A 23,715-nucleotide genomic window follows, 5' to 3' on the forward strand; every position below is an offset into this window, starting at 1 on the left:
CCAGGTGCCAGGTGCCAGGTGCCAGGTGCCCGATGTCCGGTGCCAGGTGCCAGGTGCCAGGTGCCAGGTGCCCGGTGCCCGCGCCTGGGGCGCGGAGCCCCCGGGGGCCGCCGGGGTTTGTTCTTTCAGCCGTCCGGCGTTTGAGGACCGGGGTCTGGGGCGGAGCCCCAGGAGCACTTCAGCCCGTCCGGCGTTTGAGGACCGGGTCAGGGCCGGCCCTGGGAACGGTGGAAGGGCGGGTAGGGGATCTCCGCCCCGCAGGGCCATCCAGCAGGGGCGGCCGCCCCAGGGCCTGGTCAGGCCCTGGCTTCGTGGGCGGGCGCCCAGGGCCCGGTCGGTCCGGGGCGCCTCCTGGGCCCGGGCGCGGGCCGGGGCTTCGTAGGGGGGCGGCCCAGTGGCGCCCACGGCCCGGTAGGGCCAGGGCGGCCCGGGCCCACCACGACCCCGATACCCTGTCCCCGTGGCAGAACCAGTCCGGATCCCGACCGCGAAAGTCGCCCTCTCCACCGCCTCCGTCTACCCGGAGTCAACGGCGACCGCCTTCGAGATCGCCGCGCGCCTCGGCTACGACGGCGTCGAGGTCATGGTCTGGACGGACCCCGTCAGCCAGGACATCGACGCCCTGCGCCGCCTCTCCGACCACCACCAGGTCCCGATCCTGGCCATCCACGCCCCCTGCCTCCTCATCACGCAGCGCGTCTGGTCCACCGACCCGTGGACCAAACTCCAGCGCGCCCAGGCGGCAGCCGAGAAGCTCGGCGCGAGCACGGTCGTCGTGCATCCCCCGTTCCGCTGGCAGCGCCAGTACTCCCGCGACTTCGTCACCGGAATCTGGCGGATGGCGGACGAGACCGACATCCGCTTCGCCGTCGAGAACATGTACCCCTGGCGCTACCGCGACCGCGAGATGCTCGCCTACGCGCCCGAGTGGGACGTCACCAAGGACGACTACCGCCACTTCACGGTCGACCTCTCGCACACCGCGACCGCCCGCACCGACGCGACCGCGATGATCGACCGGATGGGCGACCGCCTCGCCCACATCCACCTCGCCGACGGAAACGGTTCCGCGAAGGACGAGCACCTCGTCCCCGGCCGCGGCAACCAGCCCTGCGCCGAACTGCTGGAGCGGCTCGCCGCCACCTCCTTCGACGGACACGTCGTCATCGAGGTCAACACCCGCCGCGCGATGTCCTCCGCCGAGCGCGAGGCCGACCTCGCCGAAGCCCTCGCCTTCACCCGCCTCCACCTCGCAACAGCCCCCGGCCCCCTACCCGGAACCCCCCACCCGTGACCGCCTCCCTACCGGACCCAGACCGGGCCCCCGCGCCTGCGCCCGCCCCGGCCCCGGACTCCGCCCCGGCCCCGGACTCCGCCCCGGCCCCGGACTCCGCCCCGGCCCCGGACTCCGCCTTGGACCCGGCTCCGGCCTTGGACCCGGCTCCGGCCTCGCCTCCGGACTTTGCCTCGACCTCAGCCCCGGGCACGGCCCCAAACTCGGCTTCAGCTTCGGCCTCGGCCTCTGGCCCGGCTCCGGCCTCGGACTCGGCCCCGGCCTCGGTCCCGGCATCAGCCTCGGGCTCGGACGCGGCCTCTGCCCCGGCTCCGGACTCGGCCTTGGCCTCGGCCCCCACCCCGGACGCGGCCCCCGCGCCTGCCCCGGCCCCGGACTCTGCCCCCGCCCCGGCCCCGGACCGGGCCCCCACCCCCGCCCCGGCGAACGCCCCCGCGAAGCCCCGCCGCGGTCCCGGTCGTCCCCGCCAGGACGAGGCCGACGACGGGCCCGGTACGCAGGAGCGGATCCGCCTCGCGGCCCGCGCCGAGTTCGCCGCGCGCGGCTACGACAAGACCTCGGTGCGCGGGATCGCCAAGGCCGCCGGCGTGGACCCGGCCCTGGTGCACCACTACTTCGGCAGCAAGGACGACCTTTTCGCCGCCGCGATCGAGCTCAGCATGGAGCCCGCCCTCGTCCTCCCCAAGATCCTCGGAGAGGGCCCCGACGGCATCGGCGAGCGCCTGGCCCGCTACTTCCTCGGCGTCTGGGAGAACCCGGTCACCCGGACCCCGCTGCTCGCCGTGATCCGCTCGGCCCTCACCCACGAGGCCGCCGCGAAGGTGCTCCGCCGGCTGATCCTGCACCGCCTCCTGGAGCGGATCGCGGCCGACCTCAACGTCCCCGACCCGACCTTCCGCGCCGAGCTCGCCGCCTCCCACATGGTCGGCATCGCGATCCTGCGCTACGTCGTCCAGGTCGAGCCCCTCGCATCGGCGGACCCGGAGACCATCATCGAGCTGGTGGCCCCCACCCTCCAGCGCTACCTCACCGAGGAATGACGGCGCCCGCGCACGCAGCCCCGTAGTCTCCGAGCCCACGCCCGAGCCCGAGCCCACGCCCGAGCCCGCGTACGCAGCCACCGCCCGCAACCCGGTAACCTCCGCACCCGTGCCCAATTACTGAACCCCCCGTCCCGGGATCCGGACAGCCCGTCCGGATCCCGGGCAGGGGGCGTAGCCTCGTAACCGAGCCATATCCACAGTCGCGGCAGGCGCTCGCGTCACCGCACACATGGGGAGAGAACCCGATGCCCGAGCTGAGGTCCCGCACCGTCACCCACGGCCGCAACATGGCAGGCGCACGTGCCCTGATGCGCGCCTCGGGCGTAGCGAGCGCGGACATCGGGAAGCCGATCATCGCGGTCGCCAACTCCTTCACGGAGTTCGTCCCCGGCCACACCCACCTGGCCCCCGTCGGCCGCATCGTCTCCGACGCGATCCTGGCCGCCGGCGCCGTCCCCCGCGAGTTCAACACCATCGCGGTCGACGACGGCATCGCCATGGGCCACGGCGGCATGCTGTACTCCCTCCCCTCCCGCGACCTGATCGCGGACTCGGTCGAGTACATGGTCGAGGCGCACTGCGCCGACGCGCTGATCTGCATCTCCAACTGCGACAAGATCACCCCCGGCATGCTGATGGCCGCCATGCGCCTCAACATCCCGGTCGTCTTCGTCTCCGGCGGCCCGATGGAGGCCGGTCAGGCCACCCTCGTCGACGGCACCGTCCGCAAGCTCGACCTGATCGACGCGATGGTGGACGCCTCCAACGACAGCGTGTCCGACGAGGACGTCCTGCGCATCGAGGAGAACGCCTGTCCCACCTGCGGCAGCTGTTCCGGCATGTTCACCGCCAACTCGATGAACTGCCTCGCCGAGGCCATCGGCCTGGCCCTCCCCGGCAACGGCTCGGTCCTCGCGACGCACACCGCCCGCCGCGCCCTGTACGAGGACGCCGGCCGCACGATCGTCGAGATCACCAAGCGCTACTACGAGCAGGACGACGAGTCGGTCCTGCCCCGCAACATCGCGACCCGCCAGGCCTTCGAGAACGCCATGGCCCTCGACATCGCCATGGGCGGTTCGACGAACACGATCCTGCACCTCCTCGCCGCCGCGCAGGAAGCCGGACTGAAGTACGACCTCACGGACATCGACGAGATCTCCCGCCGGGTCCCGTGCCTGGCCAAGGTCGCGCCGAACGTGGCGCCCGGCGGCACGTACTACATGGAGGACATCCACCGGGCCGGCGGCATCCCCGCCCTGCTCGGCGAGCTCCACCGCGGCGGCCTGCTCAACAAGGACGTCACCACGGTCCACTCCGCCAACCTGGAGGACTGGCTCGCGAAGTGGGACGCCCGCTCCGGCACGGCCCCCGACGAGGTCATGGAGCTGTGGCACGCGGGCCCCGGCTGCCAGCGCTCCGCGTCCGCCTTCTCCCAGTCCGAGCGCTGGGACACCCTCGACCTCGACGCCGAGGGCGGCTGCATCCGCTCCGTCCAGCACGCGTACTCCAAGGACGGCGGCCTCGCCGTCCTGCGCGGCAACATCGCGCTCGACGGCTGCGTCGTGAAGACCGCCGGCGTCGACGAGTCGATCTGGACCTTCGAGGGCCCGGCCGTGGTCTGCGAATCGCAGGACGAGGCCGTCGACAAGATCCTCCGCAAGGAGATCAAGGCCGGCGACGTGGTCGTCATCCGCTACGAGGGCCCGCGCGGCGGTCCCGGCATGCAGGAGATGCTCTACCCGACGTCGTTCCTCAAGGGCCGCGGCCTCGGCAAGGTCTGCGCCCTGGTCACGGACGGCCGCTTCTCCGGCGGCACCTCGGGCCTCTCCATCGGCCACGCTTCCCCGGAGGCGGCCTCGGGCGGCTCCATCGCGGTGGTGGAGGACGGCGACCGCATCCGCATCGACATCCCGAACCGCTCCATCGAGCTCCTCGTCGACGAGGCCACGCTGGCCGCCCGCCACGCGGCCCTGGGCGGCGTGTACGCCCCGAAGAACCGCGAGCGCAAGGTCTCCGCGGCCCTGCGCGCCTACGCGGCGATGGCCACCAGCGCCGACAAGGGCGCGGTCCGCGACGTCAGCCTCCTGGAGCGCTGACCCCGCCCGTACCCAGCCGGTCCCGGCCCCGTCCGACCCCTGTCGGACGGGGCCGCCCGCGCTCCCTGGGGAGCGGGTGTCACCACCCCGCGGGATCCCCCGCCGCCACCGCGAACACGCTCCCGTCCGGCGCGGACGCGTACACCCGCCCGTCCCCGACGACGGGCGCGGGCAGACTCGCCGTGAAGGTGTCCTTCCCGGTGCCCATCCGCGGCTTGGTCTGGCCCGCGGGCCGTCCCCCGGCCGCGTCGAACGCCAGCAGCCGCCCGTCCGGAGCGGTCAGGAAGACGCGCCCGTCGGCGAACACCGGCCGGGAGGCACCCGCCAAGCCGGTCTCCATCCGCCACTCCTCCTTGGCCGGGCCGACCGCTGCCAGCGCGCCGGGGGCGCCGAAGACGTAGACGACTCCGTCCGGCCCCACCGTCCCTTGCGCCTGGTAGAGCGGCGTCACAAGCCGTACTCGCGTCACCGCGCGGGTGCCCAGGTCCACCCGTACGACCGCCCTGGTACTGCCGTCCACATCGCCGTCCAGCAAGTACATGGCGCTGTCCACCACTCCGACGGGCTGCAACAGCCCGGCGGCCCGCGTCTGCCACCGCACCGTCCCGCGCTCCGGGTCCACCGCCAAAAGCCGGGTCGACTTGCCGTCGGCAGTCGGTGCCGCCCCATACAGCAGCGGTCCACCGGGCGCCTCGGGCCCGCCCGACCAGACGGCACCCGGCCCGCCCAGGGGCTTGGTCCACCGTGCGGCACCAGTTGTCGCGTCCAGCCCCGTGAGCGTTCCGCTCGTCGCGGCGATCAGTACGGTCGCCCCTACGGTCACGACGTGCGAACCTCCCGGGAGCTTTCGCTTCCAGCGCTCGGCCCCGGTCGTGACATCCCGCGCCTGGAGCAGCTCGTCGCCCTGCGTCATCACGAACATGAGCCCACCCCCGAACAGGGGGGCGTCGTCGTTCGCAGTTCGGGTGTCCGGTGCGGTCTTCGTGCGTACGGTCCACAGCGCGGACCCGTTCGCGGGGTCGAGCCGGGCCACCGTCGATCCTGGCCCCGAGCAGTACAGGGCCGCGGCCTGCCAGGAGCATGCCGAGCCGCGCTCTCCCAATGCCACCGACCACGACGAGGACGGCCGAGGTCCGGGTACCCCCGGGGCGGTGAGCTGCTTCGGGGCCTTGTCCCCGGGCCCGGACCACAGGTAGCCGCCCACGGCCCCACCTGCCAGCAGCAGCCCGATCCCCGCCGCGACGGCTACCCGGGTCCGCCGGCCGCGGATGGGGGCGGACTCGGCCGGGGTGGCGACCCGCTCCCGCCGGTGCGTGACCTCCTCGTCGGCCACGGGCTGCCGCGGCCGCGGGATGAAGGACTGGGTGTCCAGATCCGTCGGGTACGCCACCGCCCGCAGCGCCACGATCAGCGCGTCCGCACTCGGCCGCTCCGCCGGATCCTTCGCCAGGCACTGCGCGACCAGCGGCACGAGCCGCTCCGGCAGGCCGGTCAGGTCGGGCTCGCTGTGCACCACCTGGTACGCCACGAGGTAATGGCTGTCGGAGTCGAAGGGCCCCCGCCCGGTCGCCGCGTACACGAGCACCGCGCCCAGGGCGAAGACATCGGCCGCGGTCCCCACCTCCCGCGGCCGCTGGAACTGCTCCGGCGCCATGAACGGCGGGGTCCCGATCAGCTTCCCCGTCTCGGTCCGCAGATCGCTGTCGGCCGGCCGCGAGATCCCGAAGTCGATGACCCGCACCCCGTCCGGGGCCATCAGCACGTTGCTGGGCTTCAGATCCCGGTGCACGACTCCCGCCCGGTGGATGTCCCGCAGGGCCTCCGCCAGCCCGGCGGCGAGCCGCGCCAGTTCCCGGGCCTCCAGCACTTCGTCCCGTACCCGCTCGGAGAGCGTCGGGGCGTCGATGAACAGCGTGGCCATCCAAGGCCGTTCGGCATCGGGGTCCGCGTCCACGACGGGCGCGGTGAACGCTCCGCTCACCCGCCGCGCGGCCGCGACCTCCTGCCGGAACCGCGCCCGGAACTCCGGGTCCACGGCGTGCTGCGGATGCACGATCTTGACGGCGAGTTTCAGCCCCGACTCGGAGGTGGCCAGGTGGACGACGCCCATGCCGCCCGAACCGAGCACGGACTCAAGCCGGTACTGCCCGGCGTACTCCGGAAAACCCGCGTAGTCCGCCCGCGCTGAACGCACCGCTCACCACCCCCGCCGGAGCCTAGTCGATGGCCCGTGCGAATCTCCAAGGTCTTGCTACCCTGCGCGGGTTGCGCACGGCAACATCCAAGGGGGGAGTTTTTGCATGTCCGTTGAGAGCGATTCAAGCCAAGTCGACAGCCTGACCTCGGGGTCGGGATTCCCGACGTTCCCGGTCGCGCCCGGATACCGCGTGAACGTCCGCAGGGGTCCCGGCACCAGTTACGCGGTCCTGCGGGTCCTGCCGCTCGGAGCCTCCGTCGGCATTCGCTGCCAGTGCGAGGGAACGACCGTCACCGGCCCGTACGGAACCACGTCCATCTGGGACAACATCGGCAACGGCGAGTTCATCTCCGACGCCTACGTAAAGACGGGCAGCGACGGCTACATCACCAGCCGCTGCGGCTGACGACACAGAGGTGGAGAAGAAGACGATCAGCAGGCGCCGCATGCTCGGCCTGGGAAGTTCCGTAATCGCCGCAGTCCCGGCGGTCATGCTCGCGGGGGCGGGTGAGGCCGCTGCGGGGTCGGGTTTCCCGACGTTCCCGGTCGCGCCCGGATACCGCGTGAACGTCCGAAGAGGCCCCGGCACCAATTACGGGGTCATCCGAGTCCTGGCGCTCGACGCGTACGTCGGGATTCGCTGCCAGTGCGAGGGAACGACGGTTTCGGGCCCGTACGGCACGTCGACATCTGGGACAACATCGGCAACGGCGAGTTCATCTCCGACGCCTACGTGAAGACGGGCAGCGACGGCTACATCACCAGCCGCTGCGGCTGAGGCCATCCGGGCCACCCCACGGCCCGCCCCGTGAGACACCCGGGGCCGACCCCGCCCGGCGGGGGATAATCGCTGGTGTGAGCGACGACCAGCGAGACCAGACCCCCGCCGAGCCGGCCCCCGCGGTTCCCACCGGCCCCGAGCCCGAGCCGATCCGGTTCTTCGGCACCACGTGGGTGAACCACGACGGCGGCTACGGCGCACGCCGCGTCGGCGCGGCCCTCATCGCGCTGACCCTCGCCGTCATCAGTGCCTTCCTGCTCCGGTTCGCCTACGAGGGCCTGGAGATCGGCAACGTCGGCGCCTTCCTCAGCATCTCGGTCGTCATCCTCTTCGCGATCGCCAGCTCCATCGCCTTCGTCAAGACCTGGGACTCCTTCAGCCGCCGGCAGCCCCCGTCCTCCGACGAGACCGCTCTCAAGGGCCTGAAGGCGATCGGTTTCATCGGCAGCCTCATCGCGTACTTCCTGCGCTGCTTCGTAGAGGCCCCCGGCGAAAAACTGCGCCGCGCCGAGTACGAGCGCGCCACGGCCGAATTCGCCCGCCGCCGAGGCTCCCGCACAGGCAACCCGGCCGCCCGCCGCCCCAAGCGCAAGAAGTAACCCGAGCCCCCCGCCCCGAGGCCCCTCAGGCCCCTGGCCCCGGCCCCGGCCTCTGGCCCTGGCCCCCAGCGCTGGCTCCCAGCCCTGGCCCCAGCCGTGACTCCTGGCCCGGCCCTCAGCTCTGGCTCACGGCCCCAGCCCCGGCCCCGGTCCCCAGCACTGGCCCCTGGCCCCGGCCCCTGGCCCCTGGCCCCGGCCCCTGGCCCCTGGCCCCGGCCCCTGGCCCCTGGCCCCGGCCCCTGGCCCCTGGCCCCGGCCCCTGGCCCCTGGCCCCGGCCCCTGGCCCCTGGCCCCGGCCCCCGGCCCCTGGCCCCGGCCCCCGGCCCCTGGCCCCAGCCCCCGGCCCCTGGCCCCGGCCCCCGGGCCTGCCCCCGATCCCCGATCCCCGGGGCCCAGGCCGGGCCCGGCCCGGCCCCCGCCCCCGCCCCGCCAGGCAGGGCCCGCCCCCGCGACCCTTGCGCCGCGGCACCGCCGGGAGCATTATTCATCACATGATGAATAAACCAGCGGCCGCCGCCGTCCGCGCCGACGGCCTCACCGTCCGCCGCGGCACCGGCCGCAGCCCCCGCACCGTCCTCGACGCCCTCTCCTTCGAGGTCCCGCGCGGCCGCATCACCGGCCTCCTCGGCCCCTCCGGCTGCGGAAAGTCGACCCTGATGCGCGCCGTCGTCGGAACCCAGGCCCACGTCACCGGCACCCTCGACGTCCTCGGCCACCCCGCCGGCCACCCCGGACTCCGCTCCCGCATCGGCTACGTCACCCAGGCGCCCTCCGTCTACGACGACCTCACCGTCCGGCAGAACCTCGACTACTTCGCCGCGATCCTCGACCCCGGCCGCGCCGCCGCCGAGCGCCGCCGCGACACCGTCACCCGGGCCATCGCCGACGTGGACCTCACCACCCACACCACCGCCCTCGCCGGAAACCTCTCCGGCGGCCAGCGCAGCAGGGTCTCCCTCGCGGTCGCCCTCCTCGGCAGCCCCGAGCTACTCGTCCTCGACGAGCCGACCGTCGGCCTCGACCCGGTCCTGCGCCGCGACCTGTGGAACCTCTTCCACGAGATCACCGCCACCCGCGGCGCCACCCTCCTCGTCTCCTCCCACGTCATGGACGAAGCCGAGCGCTGCCACGACCTCCTCCTCATGCGCGAGGGCCGCCTCCTCGCGCAGGACACCCCCGAGGCACTGCGCACCCGTACCCACACCGACACCGTCGAAGAGGGCTTCCTCCACCTCGTCGACGCCGCCAACGCCGAAGCCCAGGCGGCAACCGCAGCCACCGCCCCCCACGGGAGCACCCGATGAGCACCGCCCGCACCGTCGCCACCGCCGCCCGCGTCCTGCGCCAGCTCCGCCACGACCCGCGCTCCATCGCGCTGATGCTCCTGGTCCCCGTACTGATGCTGGTCCTGCTCCGCTACGTCTTCGACGGCAGCCCGCGCACCTTCAACAGCATCGGCGCGTCCCTCCTCGGGATCTTCCCCCTCATCACGATGTTCCTGATCACCTCCATCGCGACCCTGCGCGAACGCACCTCCGGCACCCTCGAACGCCTCCTCGCCATGCCGCTCGGCAAGGGCGACCTCATCGCCGGCTACGCCCTCGCCTTCGGCGCCATGGCGGTCGTCCAGTCCCTGCTCGCCACCGGCGTCGCCCTCTGGGTCCTCGGCCTCGACGTCGTCGGCTCCCCGTGGCTGCTGCTGCTCGTCGCCCTGCTCGACGCCCTGCTCGGCACCGCACTCGGCCTCTTCGTCTCCGCGTTCGCGGCGTCCGAGTTCCAGGCCGTCCAGTTCATGCCGGCGGTGATCTTCCCCCAGCTCCTCCTGTGCGGCCTCTTCGCCGCCCGCGACACCATGCAGCCCGTCCTCGAAGCGATCTCGAACGTCCTGCCCATGTCCTACGCCGTCGACGGCATGAGCCAGGTCCTCACCCACACCGACATGACCGCCGACTTCGTCCGCGACGCCGTCGTCGTCGCCGGATGCGCCCTCCTGGTCCTCACCCTCGGCGCCGCCACCCTCCGCCGCAGGACGCCCTGACCGCAGTCCGGACAGCCCGTCGCGCTTCCGTGCACGAGTGCAAGGATGAGAACGCAGAACGCAGAACGCAGAACCCAGAACGCCGACCATGCACGCGTGCACGAACAGTTCGACGAGGTGAATCGGGCATGACCCAGACAGTCGCAGTCCTCGGTACCGGCAAGATCGGCGAGGCCCTGCTCAGCGGGATGATCCGCGGCGGCTGGCCCGCCTCCAAGCTCCTCGTCACCGCCCGCCGCCCGGAACGCGCCGAGGAACTGCGCACCCGCTACGGCGTCGAGGCCGTCACCAACGCCGAGGCCGCCAAGCGCGCCGACACCCTCATCCTCACCGTGAAGCCCCAGGACATGGGCAAGCTCCTCGAAGAGCTCGCCCCGCACGTCCCCGCCGACCGCCTGGTCATCAGCGGCGCGGCCGGCATCCCGACCTCCTTCTTCGAGGAGCGCCTCGCCCAGGGCACCCCCGTCGTCCGCGTCATGACGAACACCCCCGCCCTCGTCGACGAGGCCATGTCCGTCATCTCGGCCGGCAGCCACGCCACCGCCGCGCACCTCGCGCACACCGAGGAGATCTTCGGCGGCGTCGGCAAGACCCTGCGCGTCCCGGAGTCCCAGCAGGACGCGGCCACCGCCCTGTCCGGCTCCGGCCCCGCCTACTTCTACTACCTCGTCGAGGCCATGACCGACGCCGGCATCCTCCTCGGACTGCCCCGCGCCCAGGCCCACGACCTCATCGTGCAGGCCGCCGTCGGCGCCGCCGTCATGCTCCGCGACAGCGGCGAGCACCCGGTCAAGCTCCGCGAGGCCGTCACCTCCCCGGCCGGCACCACCATCAACGCGATCGTGGAGCTGGAGAAGCACGGCGTACGAGCGGCCCTGATCGCGGCCCTCGAAGCGGCCCGCGACCGCAGCCGCGAGCTCGCCTCCGGCAACAGCTGACACCCGCCGACCGTTACGGGGCTGCGCGCGCAGCCCCGTAACCGCCGGCCCGCCCCCACCCCTCAGGGCTCCAGCAGCCCGATGGCCCGGTACGCCGAGTCGACCACGGGCCGGGCGATCGCCCGGGCCCGCCCGGCACCCGCGCGCAGCACCGCCTCCACCGTCCCCGGGTCGGCCGCCAGCTCCGCGTGCCGTTCGCGGACCGGCCGCAGCAGCTCCACGACGGCGTCGGCCACGTCCCGCTTGAGCGCCCCGTAGCCGGTGTACCCGTCGGCGAGCGCGGCCGGCTCACCCCCGGTGCAGGCCGCGAGCATGTCCAGCAGGTTCGCGACCCCGGGACGCCCGGCCGGGTCGTAGACGACCCCGCCGTCCCCACCGCTGCTTCCGCTGTCGGTGACGGCCCGCATCACCTTCTTCCGCACCGCCTCGGGCTCGTCGAGGATGAACACCACCCCGGGACCCGTGTCCCCCGACTTCCCCATCTTCGACCGCGGGTCCTGCAGGTCCATGACCCGCGCCGCCACCACCGGATGCGTGGCCCTGGGCACGGTGAAGGTGTACCCGTACCGCTGGTTGAACCGCACCGCCAGATCCCGGGTCAGCTCGACGTGCTGCCGCTGGTCCTCCCCGACCGGCACCTCACCGGTCCGGTACGCCAAGATGTCGGCGGCCATCAGCACGGGATAGGTGAGCAGCGACAGCCGTACGCCGTCGCCCGAGGCCTGCGCCTTCGCCGCCTTCTCCTTGTACTGCACCATCCGCCGCAGCTCCCCGTCCGAAGCCGTGCACTCCAGCAGGTACGAGAGCCGGGCGTGCTCGTCCACGTGGCTCTGCACGAACAGCGTGCACTTCTCGGGAGTCAGCCCGGCGGCGAGCAACAGCGTCGCCGCCTGCCGACTGAGCCGGCGCACCCGGGCCGGATCGTGCTCGACGGTCAGCGCGTGCAGATCGACCACGCAGAACAGCGCCTCGTCGGGCTCCTGCTCGGCGGCGACCCACTGCCGTACGGCCCCCAGGTAGTTCCCCAGCGTCAGATGCCCCGTCGGCTTGACCCCACTGAAGATCCTCGTCATGTCCCTGCTCCCTGCTCGTGTCGGTGTGGGCGTCGACGCCACCGCGTCGGGCGACCGAGCCACTCCCGGGAGGGGAGAAACAGGAACGGCCGCCGAGATCGGCGGCCGTCGAGCGCGTGCGTGCTCGTGTGGATGGTCGGCCGCCGTCAGGCGGCCCACCAGCGAAGGTCGAGCGTGAGCGCACGCGTAGTCATGAAGGAGAGGCTAGACCCTGAGGGGTGAGGAGGGCGTGAGGTTTCCGGCCCCCGCGGGGCGAGTCAGCCCGGGGTTGACACAGGTGTGCCCGATCCGTAAGGTCCTTCGAGTTGTCCGAAGTGAGCATCCGACCCCGGTCGGTCCCCGGACAGCCATCCCGCACTACACATTCGAACGAGCGACTCACTTTGTCGTCCCGTTTTCATGCGTATTTGCGAATGAGGAATCCGCGTCCACGGACGCGGCCGCCGATTAGGTTCGGGGGCAAGGAATCCGCTACTGTCTCACTCGTCGCAAGGGCCCAACAGTCCGAACGGCAAACCCCGCTGACTGGGAGTCAGGCCCGAAAGGATCTGATAGAGTCGGAATCGCCGGAAAGGGAAAACGCGAAAGCGGATGACCTGGAAGGCGGAAAACAAGCGAGACAGACTCTGATAGAGTCTGAAACGCAAGAACAGAACGAAAGCCCGGAGGAAAGCCCGAGAGGGTGAGTACAAAGGAAGCGCCCGTTCCTTGAGAACTCAACAGCGTGCCAAAAATCAACGCCAAAAAGTTGATACCCCGTCCATTTCGGTGGATGAGGTTCCTTTGAAAAAGACCTGTGAGGTCACTGGCTTCGGCCACGACACTTGCAGGCAATTACACAGCGAGGACGCAGTGGACGGTCGGTCTTATTCCGACATGACTGTCCCGCTCTAAGTGCGTGTGCACCGGATTACCGGTAAACATTCATGGAGAGTTTGATCCTGGCTCAGGACGAACGCTGGCGGCGTGCTTAACACATGCAAGTCGAACGATGAAGCCCTTCGGGGTGGATTAGTGGCGAACGGGTGAGTAACACGTGGGCAATCTGCCCTTCACTCTGGGACAAGCCCTGGAAACGGGGTCTAATACCGGATAACACTCCTGCCTGCATGGGCGGGGGTTAAAAGCTCCGGCGGTGAAGGATGAGCCCGCGGCCTATCAGCTTGTTGGTGGGGTAATGGCCCACCAAGGCGACGACGGGTAGCCGGCCTGAGAGGGCGACCGGCCACACTGGGACTGAGACACGGCCCAGACTCCTACGGGAGGCAGCAGTGGGGAATATTGCACAATGGGCGAAAGCCTGATGCAGCGACGCCGCGTGAGGGATGACGGCCTTCGGGTTGTAAACCTCTTTCAGCAGGGAAGAAGCGAAAGTGACGGTACCTGCAGAAGAAGCGCCGGCTAACTACGTGCCAGCAGCCGCGGTAATACGTAGGGCGCAAGCGTTGTCCGGAATTATTGGGCGTAAAGAGCTCGTAGGCGGCTTGTCACGTCGGATGTGAAAGCCCGAGGCTTAACCTCGGGTCTGCATTCGATACGGGCTAGCTAGAGTGTGGTAGGGGAGATCGGAATTCCTGGTGTAGCGGTGAAATGCGCAGATATCAGGAGGAACACCGGTGGCGAAGGCGGATCTCTGGGCCATTACTGACGCTGAGGAGCGAAAGCGTGGGGAGCGAACAGGATTAGATACCCTGGTAGTCCACGCCGTAAACGTTGGGAACTAGGTGTTGGCGACATTCCACGTCGTCGGTGCCGCAGCTAACGCATTAAGTTCCCCGCCTGGGGAGTACGGCCGCAAGGCTAAAACTCAAAGGAATTGACGGGGGCCCGCACAAGCAGCGGAGCATGTGGCTTAATTCGACGCAACGCGAAGAACCTTACCAAGGCTTGACATATACCGGAAAGCATTAGAGATAGTGCCCCCCTTGTGGTCGGTATACAGGTGGTGCATGGCTGTCGTCAGCTCGTGTCGTGAGATGTTGGGTTAAGTCCCGCAACGAGCGCAACCCTTGTCCTGTGTTGCCAGCATGCCCTTCGGGGTGATGGGGACTCACAGGAGACCGCCGGGGTCAACTCGGAGGAAGGTGGGGACGACGTCAAGTCATCATGCCCCTTATGTCTTGGGCTGCACACGTGCTACAATGGCCGGTACAATGAGCTGCGATACCGTGAGGTGGAGCGAATCTCAAAAAGCCGGTCTCAGTTCGGATTGGGGTCTGCAACTCGACCCCATGAAGTCGGAGTTGCTAGTAATCGCAGATCAGCATTGCTGCGGTGAATACGTTCCCGGGCCTTGTACACACCGCCCGTCACGTCACGAAAGTCGGTAACACCCGAAGCCGGTGGCCCAACCCGTAAGGGAGGGAGCTGTCGAAGGTGGGACTGGCGATTGGGACGAAGTCGTAACAAGGTAGCCGTACCGGAAGGTGCGGCTGGATCACCTCCTTTCTAAGGAGCACAGTACCGATTGCAGACAAACGTTCTGCACGGTCAGCTCAGGGTGGAACGTTGATTAGTTGGCACGGTTTCCAAAACCTTCTGTAAGTACTGCTTCGGCGTGGAAAACAGGAAGAGTGGCGGGGATCGTGCTTGGCACGTTGTTGGGTATCTGAGGGTACGGCCGAAAGGCTTTATCTTCGTGATGCCGGCCCCAGTGAACTTCGTCTGCGGATGAGGGTGATGGGTGACTGGTCGTTGCTTGAGAACTACACAGTGGACGCGAGCATCTGTAGGCCAAGTTTTTAAGGGCGCACGGTGGATGCCTTGGCACCAGGAACCGATGAAGGACGTGAGAGGCCGCGATAGGCCCCGGGGAGCTGCCAACTGAGCTTTGATCCGGGGGTGTCCGAATGGGGAAACCCGGCAGTCGTCATGGGCTGTCACCCACTGCTGAACACATAGGCAGTGTGGAGGGAACGCGGGGAAGTGAAACATCTCAGTACCCGCAGGAAGAGAAAACAACCGTGATTCCGGGAGTAGTGGCGAGCGAAACCGGATGAGGCCAAACCGTATGCGTGTGATACCCGGCAGGGGTTGCGCATGCGGGGTTGTGGGAATTCTTTTGATCGGTCTGCCGGCCGGTCGGCGAGTCAGAAACCGTTGATGTAGTCGAAGGACATGCGAAAGGTCCGGCGTAGAGGGTAAGACCCCCGTAGACGAAACATCAGCGGCTTGCTTAAGAATCTCCCAAGTAGCACGGGGCCCGAGAAATCCCGTGTGAATCTGGCGGGACCACCCGCTAAGCCTAAATATTCCCTGGTGACCGATAGCGGATAGTACCGTGAGGGAATGGTGAAAAGTACCGCGGGAGCGGAGTGAAATAGTACCTGAAACCGTGTGCCTACAAGCCGTGGGAGCGTCGCCGTTATTCTTCGGAATAACGGTCGTGACTGCGTGCCTTTTGAAGAATGAGCCTGCGAGTTAGCGGTGTGTAGCGAGGTTAACCCGTGTGGGGAAGCCGTAGCGAAAGCGAGTCCGAATAGGGCGATTGAGTTGCACGCTCTAGACCCGAAGCGGAGTGATCTAGCCATGGGCAGGTTGAAGCGGAGGTAAGACTTCGTGGAGGACCGAACCCACCAGGGTTGAAAACCTGGGGGATGACCTGTGGTTAGGGGTGAAAGGCCAATCAAACTCCGTGATAGCTGGTTCTCCCCGAAATGCATTTAGGTGCAGCGTCACGTGTTTCTTGCCGGAGGTAGAGCACTGGATAGGCGATGGGCCCTACCGGGTTACTGACCTTAGCCAAACTCCGAATGCCGGTAAGTGAGAGCGTGGCAGTGAGACTGTGGGGGATAAGCTCCATGGTCGAGAGGGAAACAGCCCAGAGCATCGACTAAGGCCCCTAAGCGTACGCTAAGTGGGAAAGGATGTGGAGTCGCAGAGACAACCAGGAGGTTGGCTTAGAAGCAGCCACCCTTGAAAGAGTGCGTAATAGCTCACTGGTCAAGTGATTCCGCGCCGACAATGTAGCGGGGCTCAAGCGTACCGCCGAAGTCGTGTCATTGCAGCAATAGGGCCAACGCCCGCTGTGATGGGTAGGGGAGCGTCGTGTGCCGGGTGAAGCAGCAGCGGAAGCTAGTTGTGGACGGTTCACGAGTGAGAATGCAGGCATGAGTAGCGATACACACGTGAGAAACGTGTGCGCCGATTGACTAAGGGTTCCTGGGTCAAGCTGATCTGCCCAGGGTAAGTCGGGACCTAAGGCGAGGCCGACAGGCGTAGTCGATGGACAACCGGTTGATATTCCGGTACCCGCTTTGAAACGCCCAATATCGAATCAGGCGATGCTAAGCCCGTGAAGCCGTTCCGGACCCTTCGGGGAAAGGAAAGTGGTGGAGCCGGTGACCCAGACTTGTAGTAGGTAAGCGATGGGGTGACGCAGGAAGGTAGTCCAGCCCGGGCGGTGGTAGTCCCGGGGTAAGGGTGTAGGCCGAGGGGTAGGCAAATCCGTCCCTCATATAAGGCTGAGACCTGATGCCGAGCCGATTGTGGTGAAGTGGATGATCCTATGCTGTCGAGAAAAGCCTCTAGCGAGTTTCATGGCGGCCCGTACCCTAAACCGACTCAGGTGGTCAGGTAGAGAATACCGAGGCGTTCGGGTGAACTATGGTTAAGGAACTCGGCAAAATGCCCCCGTAACTTCGGGAGAAGGGGGGCCATCACTGGTGATCGGATTTACTCCGTGAGCTGGGGGTGGCCGCAGAGACCAGCGAGAAGCGACTGTTTACTAAAAACACAGGTCCGTGCGAAGCCGTAAGGCGATGTATACGGACTGACGCCTGCCCGGTGCTGGAACGTTAAGGGGACCGGTTAGTCACATTTCGGTGTGGCGAAGCTGAGAACTTAAGCGCCAGTAAACGGCGGTGGTAACTATAACCATCCTAAGGTAGCGAAATTCCTTGTCGGGTAAGTTCCGACCTGCACGAATGGCGTAACGACTTCTCGACTGTCTCAACCATAGGCCCGGTGAAATTGCACTACGAGTAAAGATGCTCGTTTCGCGCAGCAGGACGGAAAGACCCCGGGACCTTTACTATAGTTTGATATTGGTGTTCGGTTCGGCTTGTGTAGGATAGGTGGGAGACTTTGAAGCGGCCACGCCAGTGGTTGTGGAGTCGTCGTTGAAATACCACTCTGGTCGTGCTGGATGTCTAACCTCGGTCCGTGATCCGGATCAGGGACAGTGTCTGATGGGTAGTTTAACTGGGGCGGTTGCCTCCCAAAAAGTAACGGAGGCGCCCAAAGGTTCCCTCAGCCTGGTTGGCAATCAGGTGTTGAGTGTAAGTGCACAAGGGAGCTTGACTGTGAGACCGACGGGTCGAGCAGGGACGAAAGTCGGGACTAGTGATCCGGCGGTGGCTTGTGGAAGCGCCGTCGCTCAACGGATAAAAGGTACCCCGGGGATAACAGGCTGATCTTCCCCAAGAGTCCATATCGACGGGATGGTTTGGCACCTCGATGTCGGCTCGTCGCATCCTGGGGCTGGAGTCGGTCCCAAGGGTTGGGCTGTTCGCCCATTAAAGCGGTACGCGAGCTGGGTTTAGAACGTCGTGAGACAGTTCGGTCCCTATCCGCTGTGCGCGTAGGAATATTGAGAAGGGCTGTCCCTAGTACGAGAGGACCGGGACGGACGAACCTCTGGTGTGCCAGTTGTCCTGCCAAGGGCATGGCTGGTTGGCTACGTTCGGGAGGGATAACCGCTGAAAGCATCTAAGCGGGAAGCCTGCTTCAAGATGAGTATTCCCACCTCCTTGAGAGGGTAAGGCTCCCAGTAGACGACTGGGTTGATAGGCCAGATGTGGAAGCCCGGTAACGGGTGGAGCTGACTGGTACTAATAGGCCGAGGGCTTGTCCTCAGTTGCTCGCGTCCACTGTGTTAGTTCTGAAGTAACGAACTGTGTCATATCCGGTTTGGTTAACTTCATAGTGTTTCGGTGGTCATAGCGTTAGGGAAACGCCCGGTTTACATTCCGAACCCGGAAGCTAAGCCTTTCAGCGCCGATGGTACTGCAGGGGGGACCCTGTGGGAGAGTAGGACGCCGCCGAACAATCATTGTGGGAAAGCCCCGCACCGACCCTTTGGGGTTCGGTGCGGGGCTTTTCTGCGTTTACGGGGGCGAAGCGGCGGCGGCTGATCGGAGGCCGACTCTGCGTCCAACCTCCTAGGTCTCGTCCTTGTTGGCTCAGGCGGCGTGAGCGATGAAGTTGACCTGCGTGTCGTCCGCATCGATCGAGAGATCGATCTTGGCGTCGAGGGCCCTGGCCAGAGAATGCAGGAGACCGAGGCCGGGGGTTACGCCTCCGCCTTCGATACGCTCGACTTCGGATTCGGAGAGCCCGGCTCGCTCGGCCAACTGGTGCTGGCTCAGCCCGAGAGCGGTGCGCCTGTCGTAGACGGCTTGCCCTAGCGCGATGGCGGCCCCTGCCGCGATGTACTCGGGATCGGCGCGATGGGCATCCGGGATGTCCCACTTGCTGTGGTAGCCCTTGCTCACTCCTGCTCCTCAAAGCCGCGGTGGTACGTGTCGCCGGCGGGAGGGTGCTCAGCCAGTCGCGGACCTCGGGTTCGGCCTCAACGGTCCAGCGGGCGGTCACGAGCTGAGAGTAGAACGGCTATTGCCGGTGGGGCGGGGGACCGGTTCGTGTCACCGGAATGGGTGAAGGGGACGCGAGCGCAGGATCTTTGGATGTCCTGCGGATGCCCGGCATGGGGTCCGGATGGATTGGGCCTGACGGCTCGTAGGGTTGTCGCATGGGCTACGACCTCGTCATCTTCGACAACGACGGCGTGCTGGTGGACAGTGAGCCGCTCGCCAACAGCATCCTCGCCGGGTACCTGACCGAGCTGGGGCACCCGACCTCGTACGAGGAGTCGCTCCGCGACTACATGGGGGCCGCGGTCCACCGGGTCCACGACCTCGTGCGGGAACGGACCGGGCAGGACCTGCCGGCCGACTTCGACCACACGCTGCACGCCCGCACCTTCGCGGCCTTCGAGCGGGAGCTCAAGCCTGTGCCCGGGGTCGAGGGGGTGCTGGCGGCTCTGGTCGAGAGCGGGACCGCGTACTGCCTCGCGTCCTCCGGGAGCCACGAGCGGATCCGGGTGGGGCACCGGGCGACCGGGCTCGACGAATGGTTCGAGGAGGAGTGGATCTTCAGCTCCGAGGACGTGGGGAAGGGCAAGCCCGCCCCCGATCTCTTCCTGCACGCCGCGGATCAGATGGGCGTGGCCCCGGCGCGGTGCGTGGTCGTCGAGGACAGCCCGCTGGGTGTCCAGGCCGCGCTGGCCGCGGGGATGGACGTGCTCGGGTACACCGCGATGGTGCCCGCCGACCGGCTGCCCGGCGCCACCGGATACTTCGGCGACATGAACCAGCTGGCCGGGTTGCTGGGCCTGGCGGAGGGCGCCGGCTCCGGATACACCGGTTACAGCGGCGGGTTCTCGCACTGACCCAATCGATATGTGATCGCTCTACCCACCGGTAGGACCGCCGCCTACGCTGAGCCGCCATGACGGCAGACGTGCGGCTGAGCCGCGGGCGCGGGGCGTTGGGCTTCAGTTTCTTCGTGCAGGGCGTGGCCTTCGCCCTGCTCGTGACGCGGATCCCCGCCATTCAGGGCCGGTACGGGATATCCGACGCACTGCTGCCCGTCTTCCTGGCCGCCGTGCCGATCCTCGCCGGTGTGTCGAGCGTGGTCACCGAGCACCTGGTGAAGCGGGTCGCGCCCAGCACCGTACTGCGGTGGGCGCAGCCGCTCGTGCTGCTCGCACTGCTCGGGGTCGGCGCCGGCAGCGAGATGTGGCACGTGGCGCTGGCCCTCGGGGCGTTCGGGCTGTTCGTGGGGGCGCTCGACGCCTCTATGAACATGCTCGGGGTGAGCCTGCAGGGCGCGTACGGGCGGAGCATCATGCTCGGCTTCCACGCGTCCTACAGCCTCGGGGGGATCCTGGGGGCCTCCGCCGCGTGGGCGGGGGCGCACTGGCACCTCTCGCTGTTCAGTTCCTATCTGCCCGCCGTGGCGGTGCTGCTGCCGCTCGCGCTCCTCGCCAGCCGGTTCTACGTGGACCAGGACGGCAAGACCAAGGCCGGCGCCGCCGAGGCCAAGGGGCTGGGGCCGGGCGGCTTCAAGCTGCTGCTGCCGCTCTGCCTGGTGATGGCGTGTGCGTACATCGGCGACTCGACGGTGTCGAACTGGAGCGCCAAGTACCTCCAGGACGTGCTCGGCAGCTCCGAGCAGCTCGCCACCGTCCCCTACAACGTCTACATGGTGACCACCCTGATCGGGCGGGCCGTCGGAGACCTCGGGGTGCGGCGCTTCGGGGCCGTGGCCGTCGTACGGATCGGGACGGTCGTCGCGGCGGCCGGGTTCGCCGTGGTCGCGGCGGCGCCCGGGGCCTGGGTGGGGATGCTCGGCTTCACGCTGCTGGGGTTCGGGCTGTGCGTGATCGTGCCGCAGACCTTCGCCGCGGCGGGCCGGCTGTTCCCGGGATCCTCCGACACCGCCATCGCGCGGCTCAACATCTTCAACTACGTCGGCTTCCTGATCGGGGCGCCGCTCGTGGGCGGGATCGGGGACGCCTGGAGCTACCGGGGGGCGATGCTGGTGCCGATGGTGCTGGTGCTCGTCACTCTTTTCCATGCCCGCTCGTTCGCTGCGGAGCCCGCCCGATACGGTGTCCGGCATGAGCGGCGAACCGGTGACCGGGCTGTTGATGTGGGACGAGGCGGTAACGAAGTATGACTTCGGGCCGGGCCATCCGATGGACCCGGTGCGCCTGGAGCTGACCATGGGCCTGGTACGGGCCTTCGGGCTCGACCGGGAACTGGAGGTACGGCCGGGCCGGCCGGCCGGGGATTCGACGCTGCGGCTGGTGCACCGCGAGGAGTACGTCGCGGCGGTGCGCGAGGTGTCCGCCGACCCCGGGGCCGCCGACGGCTCGTACGGGCTGGGGACGGCGGACGATCCGGCGTTCCGCGGGATGCACGAGGCGTCCGCGCTGATCGCCGGGCAGTCCGTGGCGGCGGCCGAGGCGATCTGGCGCGGGGAGGCCGAGCACGCCGTGAACTTCGCCGGCGGGCTGCACCATGCGATGCCGGGCGGGGCGGCGGGGTTCTGCATCTACAACGACGCGGCGCTGGCGATCGCGCGGCTGCTGGAGCTGGGGGCCGAGCGGGTCGCCTATGTGGATGTGGACGTGCACCACGGGGACGGGGTCCAGGCGGCGTTCTGGGACGACCCGCGGGTGCTGACGGTCTCGATGCACGAGCATCCGCGGACGCTGTTCCCGCAGACGGGCTGGCCGGAGGAGACGGGCGGGCCGGCGGCGGAGGGGTCGGCGGTGAACATCGCGCTGCCCGCCGGGACCGGGGACGAGGGGTGGCTGCGGGCCTTCCACGCGGTGGTGCCGGAGCTGGTGGAGGACTTCCGGCCGCAGGTGCTGGTGACGCAGCACGGGGCCGATACGCACTTCGAGGACCCGCTGGCCCATTTGGCGGTGTCGCTGGACGCGCAGCGGGCGGTGATGGAGGCCTGTCACGAGCTGGCGCACGCGTGGGTCGAGGGCGGGCGGTGGCTGGCGCTCGGGGGCGGCGGGTACGCCGTCGTGGATGTGGTGCCGCGGTCCTGGACGCACCTGGTGGCCATTGCCGGGCACCGGCCGATCCCGCCGGAGACGGCTGTGCCGGGGTCTTGGCGGGATGCGGTGTATGCGCGGACGCGGGAGGTGGCGCCCGGGCGGATGACGGATGGGCGGGTGCCGGGCTTTCGGGACTGGGAGGGTGGTTACGACCCTGCGGATCGGATCGACCAGGCCGTACTGGCCACCCGGCGGGCGGTGTTCCCGCTGCGCGGGTTGCTGGCCTGAGCCCTGCGGGGCCGTCCCCTACCCGCCCTTCCACCGTTCCCAGGGCTGCGCCCTGACCCGTCGGGCCCCGGGCTGCGCCCGGACCCCCTGGGGCTCCGCCCCAGACCCCGCGCCTCAAACGCCGGCGAGGCTGGATGTATCCGGCGGGGCTGGATGTATCCAGCCCGTCCGGCGTTTGAGGACCGGGTCCGGGCAGAGCCCGGGGAACGGGCGAAGGGCGGGTAGGGGAACTCCGCCCCGCAGGGCCGGGTCCGGCTTGGTCGGTTACGCCAACGGGTGCGGGATTGGCCGGAACTGGCGATCCGTCAGGGTGGGTGGGGGAGCATCGGGAGGGTGTTGAGTACCGGCGCGCTGCGTGCGCATCTGCTGGCCGCCCGACTGGCCGGGCCCGTCGCGACCTCTCGGGAGGAAAGCCTGCGCAGTTACCGGCTGTTCGCGGCGCGGGATCCGCGGGTGCTGCTGGGACTGGATCCCGCGTGGGGCTGGGGCGAGGGTGATCTGCTGCGGCTGATGGCGCAGAAGTGCGGGGTCTCGGCGGATCCCGCGCACGTCAGCGGGCCGGACGTGATCGATCCCGAGCTGACGGTGGCGGGGCTGGAGGCCTTCGCGGAGCGGCTGCGTGCGGCGGCGCGGGCGCGGGCCCCGGTGCTGTTCGGGACCGGTCACCCGCACCGGCTCCTGGGGTTCTACGCCACCTTGGCGGGGGCGTTGTCGGCGGCGGGATGTGATGTCCTCACCCCGGCGCGGGGGGTACGCGTCGACGTGCAGACCCGGTTCGGCGTACGCGCGCACCGCATCGATTACGTACGGGGGGTCGCACTGGTGCGGGAAGACGGCGTGCGGCCGGACGGGAGTGACACCGGCGCGCACTCCCATTCGCCACTGCCGGTTCGGATCGCGCTCGGGGCGCTGGCGGAGGCCGGCGGGCCGTTGCCGGAGCTGGTGGTGGGGGACCACGGGTGGGTCTGCGGTGCAGGTCAGCTCGGTGTGGAGGCGATCGGGCTGGCCGATACCGATGATCCCGCGCTGTTCGTGGGGGAAGTGGAGGGTCAGGTGTCGGTGGCGGTTCCGCTTGATGACGCGGTGCGCGCGGACTACTACCGACCGCTCACTCGCTATGTACTCAATCGGGCAAGTCTGTCGGGTCGGCAGGAGTGGACGTAGCTCCTCTTCCCCACTCGTATCACACGCCCCTACTCTGGTGAGTGAGCGTGCGACGACGGGGCGTAACCGGAGGGGAAGCCGGTGCCCGTCATGCGCGGAAGGTCAAGGTGTGTCATGGCTGCTGGCGAGAGGCCTCTCAGTGAGGTTCAGTTCCTGACCGTGGCGGAGGTCGCCTCGGTGATGCGAGTGTCGAAGATGACCGTGTACCGCTTGGTGCACAACGGACATCTGCCCGCAATCCGGGTGGGCCGGTCCTTCCGGGTCCCGGAAAACGCGGTGCACGAGTACCTCCGCGAGTCCTTCGTGGGGGTGGAATCGGCCTGAGGGCGAGGGTCGGGAGCCCGCGGTTACCCCTCGGGGGCACGCGGATTACAAGCTCAGAGCTCGGGCGGGTAGGCTAGGCCGACGTAGGTCGTGTGGGCCCCGACGCCCCGCACCGAATGAAGAGAAGTGAGCGAGGGTAGTCGTGGGCTCTGTTATCAAGAAGCGGCGCAAGCGGATGGCTAAGAAGAAGCACCGCAAGCTGCTCAAGCGCACCCGCGTCCAGCGCCGTAACAAGAAGTAAACGGCAGCTGTACGTGTTTTCCGCAGCCCCTCCACCATTCTGGTGGAGGGGCTGTGGTG

At 68.5% G+C, this 23,715-nt stretch carries 17 protein-coding genes, 3 rRNA genes and 1 pseudogene; 18 read left to right on the plus strand and 3 right to left on the minus strand.

Annotated features, from left to right (window positions below; all coding sequences use genetic code 11):
* Positions 1-460: 460 nt before the first annotated feature.
* The 3 genes from ACODT5_RS40780 to ilvD all read left to right on the plus strand — a co-directional run bounded on the left by ACODT5_RS40780 (position 461) and on the right by ilvD (position 4,436).
* Positions 461-1,294 carry a sugar phosphate isomerase/epimerase family protein gene (locus tag ACODT5_RS40780; protein ID WP_422524023.1) on the plus strand — a complete coding sequence of 278 codons (834 nt, stop codon included), beginning with the start codon at positions 461-463 and terminating at the stop codon, positions 1,292-1,294.
* Between the two features lie 323 nt (positions 1,295-1,617).
* A complete protein-coding gene (locus ACODT5_RS40785) occupies positions 1,618-2,334 on the plus strand; it encodes a TetR/AcrR family transcriptional regulator (protein ID WP_422524024.1) in 717 nt (238 codons plus the stop codon).
* A 248-nt stretch (positions 2,335-2,582) separates the two neighbouring features.
* Positions 2,583-4,436 carry a dihydroxy-acid dehydratase gene (gene ilvD / locus ACODT5_RS40790; protein WP_422524025.1) on the plus strand — a complete coding sequence of 618 codons (1,854 nt, stop codon included), beginning with the start codon at positions 2,583-2,585 and terminating at the stop codon, positions 4,434-4,436.
* Positions 4,437-4,515: 79 nt separating this feature from the next.
* On the opposite strand, the gene ACODT5_RS40795 is transcribed toward ilvD, so the two are convergent.
* Entirely contained in the window at positions 4,516-6,630 is a 2,115-nt protein-coding gene (locus ACODT5_RS40795; RefSeq protein ID WP_422524026.1) for a protein kinase domain-containing protein, read from the minus strand.
* Positions 6,631-6,736: 106 nt separating this feature from the next.
* Here ACODT5_RS40795 and ACODT5_RS40800 point away from each other — a divergent pair, with 106 nt between their 5' ends.
* The 6 genes and pseudogenes from ACODT5_RS40800 to proC all read left to right on the plus strand — a co-directional run bounded on the left by ACODT5_RS40800 (position 6,737) and on the right by proC (position 10,989).
* Positions 6,737-7,039, plus strand: a complete 303-nt coding sequence (locus tag ACODT5_RS40800; RefSeq protein WP_422524027.1) for a peptidase — start codon at positions 6,737-6,739, stop codon at positions 7,037-7,039.
* A gap of 85 nt (positions 7,040-7,124) precedes the next feature.
* A pseudogene (locus tag ACODT5_RS40805) lies at positions 7,125-7,411 on the plus strand (peptidase).
* Positions 7,412-7,479: 68 nt separating this feature from the next.
* Entirely contained in the window at positions 7,480-8,013 is a 534-nt protein-coding gene (locus ACODT5_RS40810; RefSeq protein WP_422525180.1) for a hypothetical protein, read from the plus strand.
* A gap of 491 nt (positions 8,014-8,504) precedes the next feature.
* On the plus strand, positions 8,505-9,317 hold the full coding sequence (locus ACODT5_RS40815; protein WP_422524028.1) for an ABC transporter ATP-binding protein: 813 nt from the start codon (positions 8,505-8,507) through the stop codon (positions 9,315-9,317).
* Positions 9,314-10,051, plus strand: a complete 738-nt coding sequence (locus ACODT5_RS40820; protein ID WP_422524029.1) for an ABC transporter permease — start codon at positions 9,314-9,316, stop codon at positions 10,049-10,051. Before ACODT5_RS40815 ends, ACODT5_RS40820 begins: the two co-directional genes overlap by 4 nt.
* Positions 10,052-10,179: 128 nt before the next feature.
* On the plus strand, positions 10,180-10,989 hold the full coding sequence (gene proC / locus ACODT5_RS40825) for a pyrroline-5-carboxylate reductase (RefSeq protein ID WP_266956141.1): 810 nt from the start codon (positions 10,180-10,182) through the stop codon (positions 10,987-10,989).
* A gap of 62 nt (positions 10,990-11,051) precedes the next feature.
* Here the strand turns inward: proC and trpS are convergent, their stop codons facing one another.
* Positions 11,052-12,062, minus strand: coding sequence for a tryptophan--tRNA ligase (gene trpS, locus ACODT5_RS40830; RefSeq protein ID WP_422524030.1), 1,011 nt, complete (start codon positions 12,060-12,062; stop codon positions 11,052-11,054).
* A 923-nt stretch (positions 12,063-12,985) separates the two neighbouring features.
* Between trpS and ACODT5_RS40835 the strand changes: the two genes are divergently transcribed.
* From ACODT5_RS40835 to rrf, 3 genes are all read left to right on the plus strand, one after another.
* Positions 12,986-14,510, plus strand: a 16S ribosomal RNA gene (locus ACODT5_RS40835).
* Positions 14,511-14,793: 283 nt separating this feature from the next.
* A 23S ribosomal RNA gene (locus ACODT5_RS40840) occupies positions 14,794-17,917 on the plus strand.
* Positions 17,918-17,991: 74 nt separating this feature from the next.
* Positions 17,992-18,109: ribosomal RNA gene (gene rrf / locus ACODT5_RS40845) — 5S ribosomal RNA — on the plus strand.
* Together the 16S, 23S and 5S rRNA genes form the textbook arrangement of a ribosomal RNA operon.
* A gap of 135 nt (positions 18,110-18,244) precedes the next feature.
* Here the strand turns inward: rrf and ACODT5_RS40850 are convergent.
* Complete coding sequence (locus ACODT5_RS40850; RefSeq protein WP_422524031.1) at positions 18,245-18,556, minus strand: helix-turn-helix domain-containing protein; 312 nt, start codon at positions 18,554-18,556, stop codon at positions 18,245-18,247.
* 257 nt (positions 18,557-18,813) lie between these two features.
* Here ACODT5_RS40850 and ACODT5_RS40855 point away from each other — a divergent pair, with 257 nt between their 5' ends.
* The 6 genes from ACODT5_RS40855 (at position 18,814) to ACODT5_RS40880 (ending at position 23,656) form a co-directional block, all read left to right on the plus strand.
* On the plus strand, positions 18,814-19,512 hold the full coding sequence (locus ACODT5_RS40855; protein WP_422524032.1) for an HAD family hydrolase: 699 nt from the start codon (positions 18,814-18,816) through the stop codon (positions 19,510-19,512).
* A gap of 59 nt (positions 19,513-19,571) precedes the next feature.
* Positions 19,572-20,804: an MFS transporter gene (locus ACODT5_RS40860; protein ID WP_422524033.1), complete on the plus strand. Its 1,233-nt coding sequence runs from the start codon at positions 19,572-19,574 to the stop codon at positions 20,802-20,804.
* A complete protein-coding gene (locus ACODT5_RS40865) occupies positions 20,776-21,927 on the plus strand; it encodes an acetoin utilization protein AcuC (protein ID WP_422525181.1) in 1,152 nt (383 codons plus the stop codon). Before ACODT5_RS40860 ends, ACODT5_RS40865 begins: the two co-directional genes overlap by 29 nt.
* A 333-nt stretch (positions 21,928-22,260) precedes the next feature.
* The gene (locus tag ACODT5_RS40870) at positions 22,261-23,091 is read left to right on the plus strand and encodes a phosphatase (protein WP_422524034.1); all 831 of its coding nucleotides are present in this window, start codon (positions 22,261-22,263) and stop codon (positions 23,089-23,091) included.
* Between the two features lie 114 nt (positions 23,092-23,205).
* On the plus strand, positions 23,206-23,415 hold the full coding sequence (locus tag ACODT5_RS40875; protein ID WP_162688852.1) for a helix-turn-helix domain-containing protein: 210 nt from the start codon (positions 23,206-23,208) through the stop codon (positions 23,413-23,415).
* A 142-nt stretch (positions 23,416-23,557) separates the two neighbouring features.
* Positions 23,558-23,656, plus strand: coding sequence for a 30S ribosomal protein bS22 (locus ACODT5_RS40880; RefSeq protein WP_003948845.1), 99 nt, complete (start codon positions 23,558-23,560; stop codon positions 23,654-23,656).
* The last annotated feature ends 59 nt before the right edge of the window (positions 23,657-23,715 follow it).

Source organism: Streptomyces tatrensis (assembly GCF_049310065.1).
Taxonomy (GTDB): domain Bacteria; phylum Actinomycetota; class Actinomycetes; order Streptomycetales; family Streptomycetaceae; genus Streptomyces.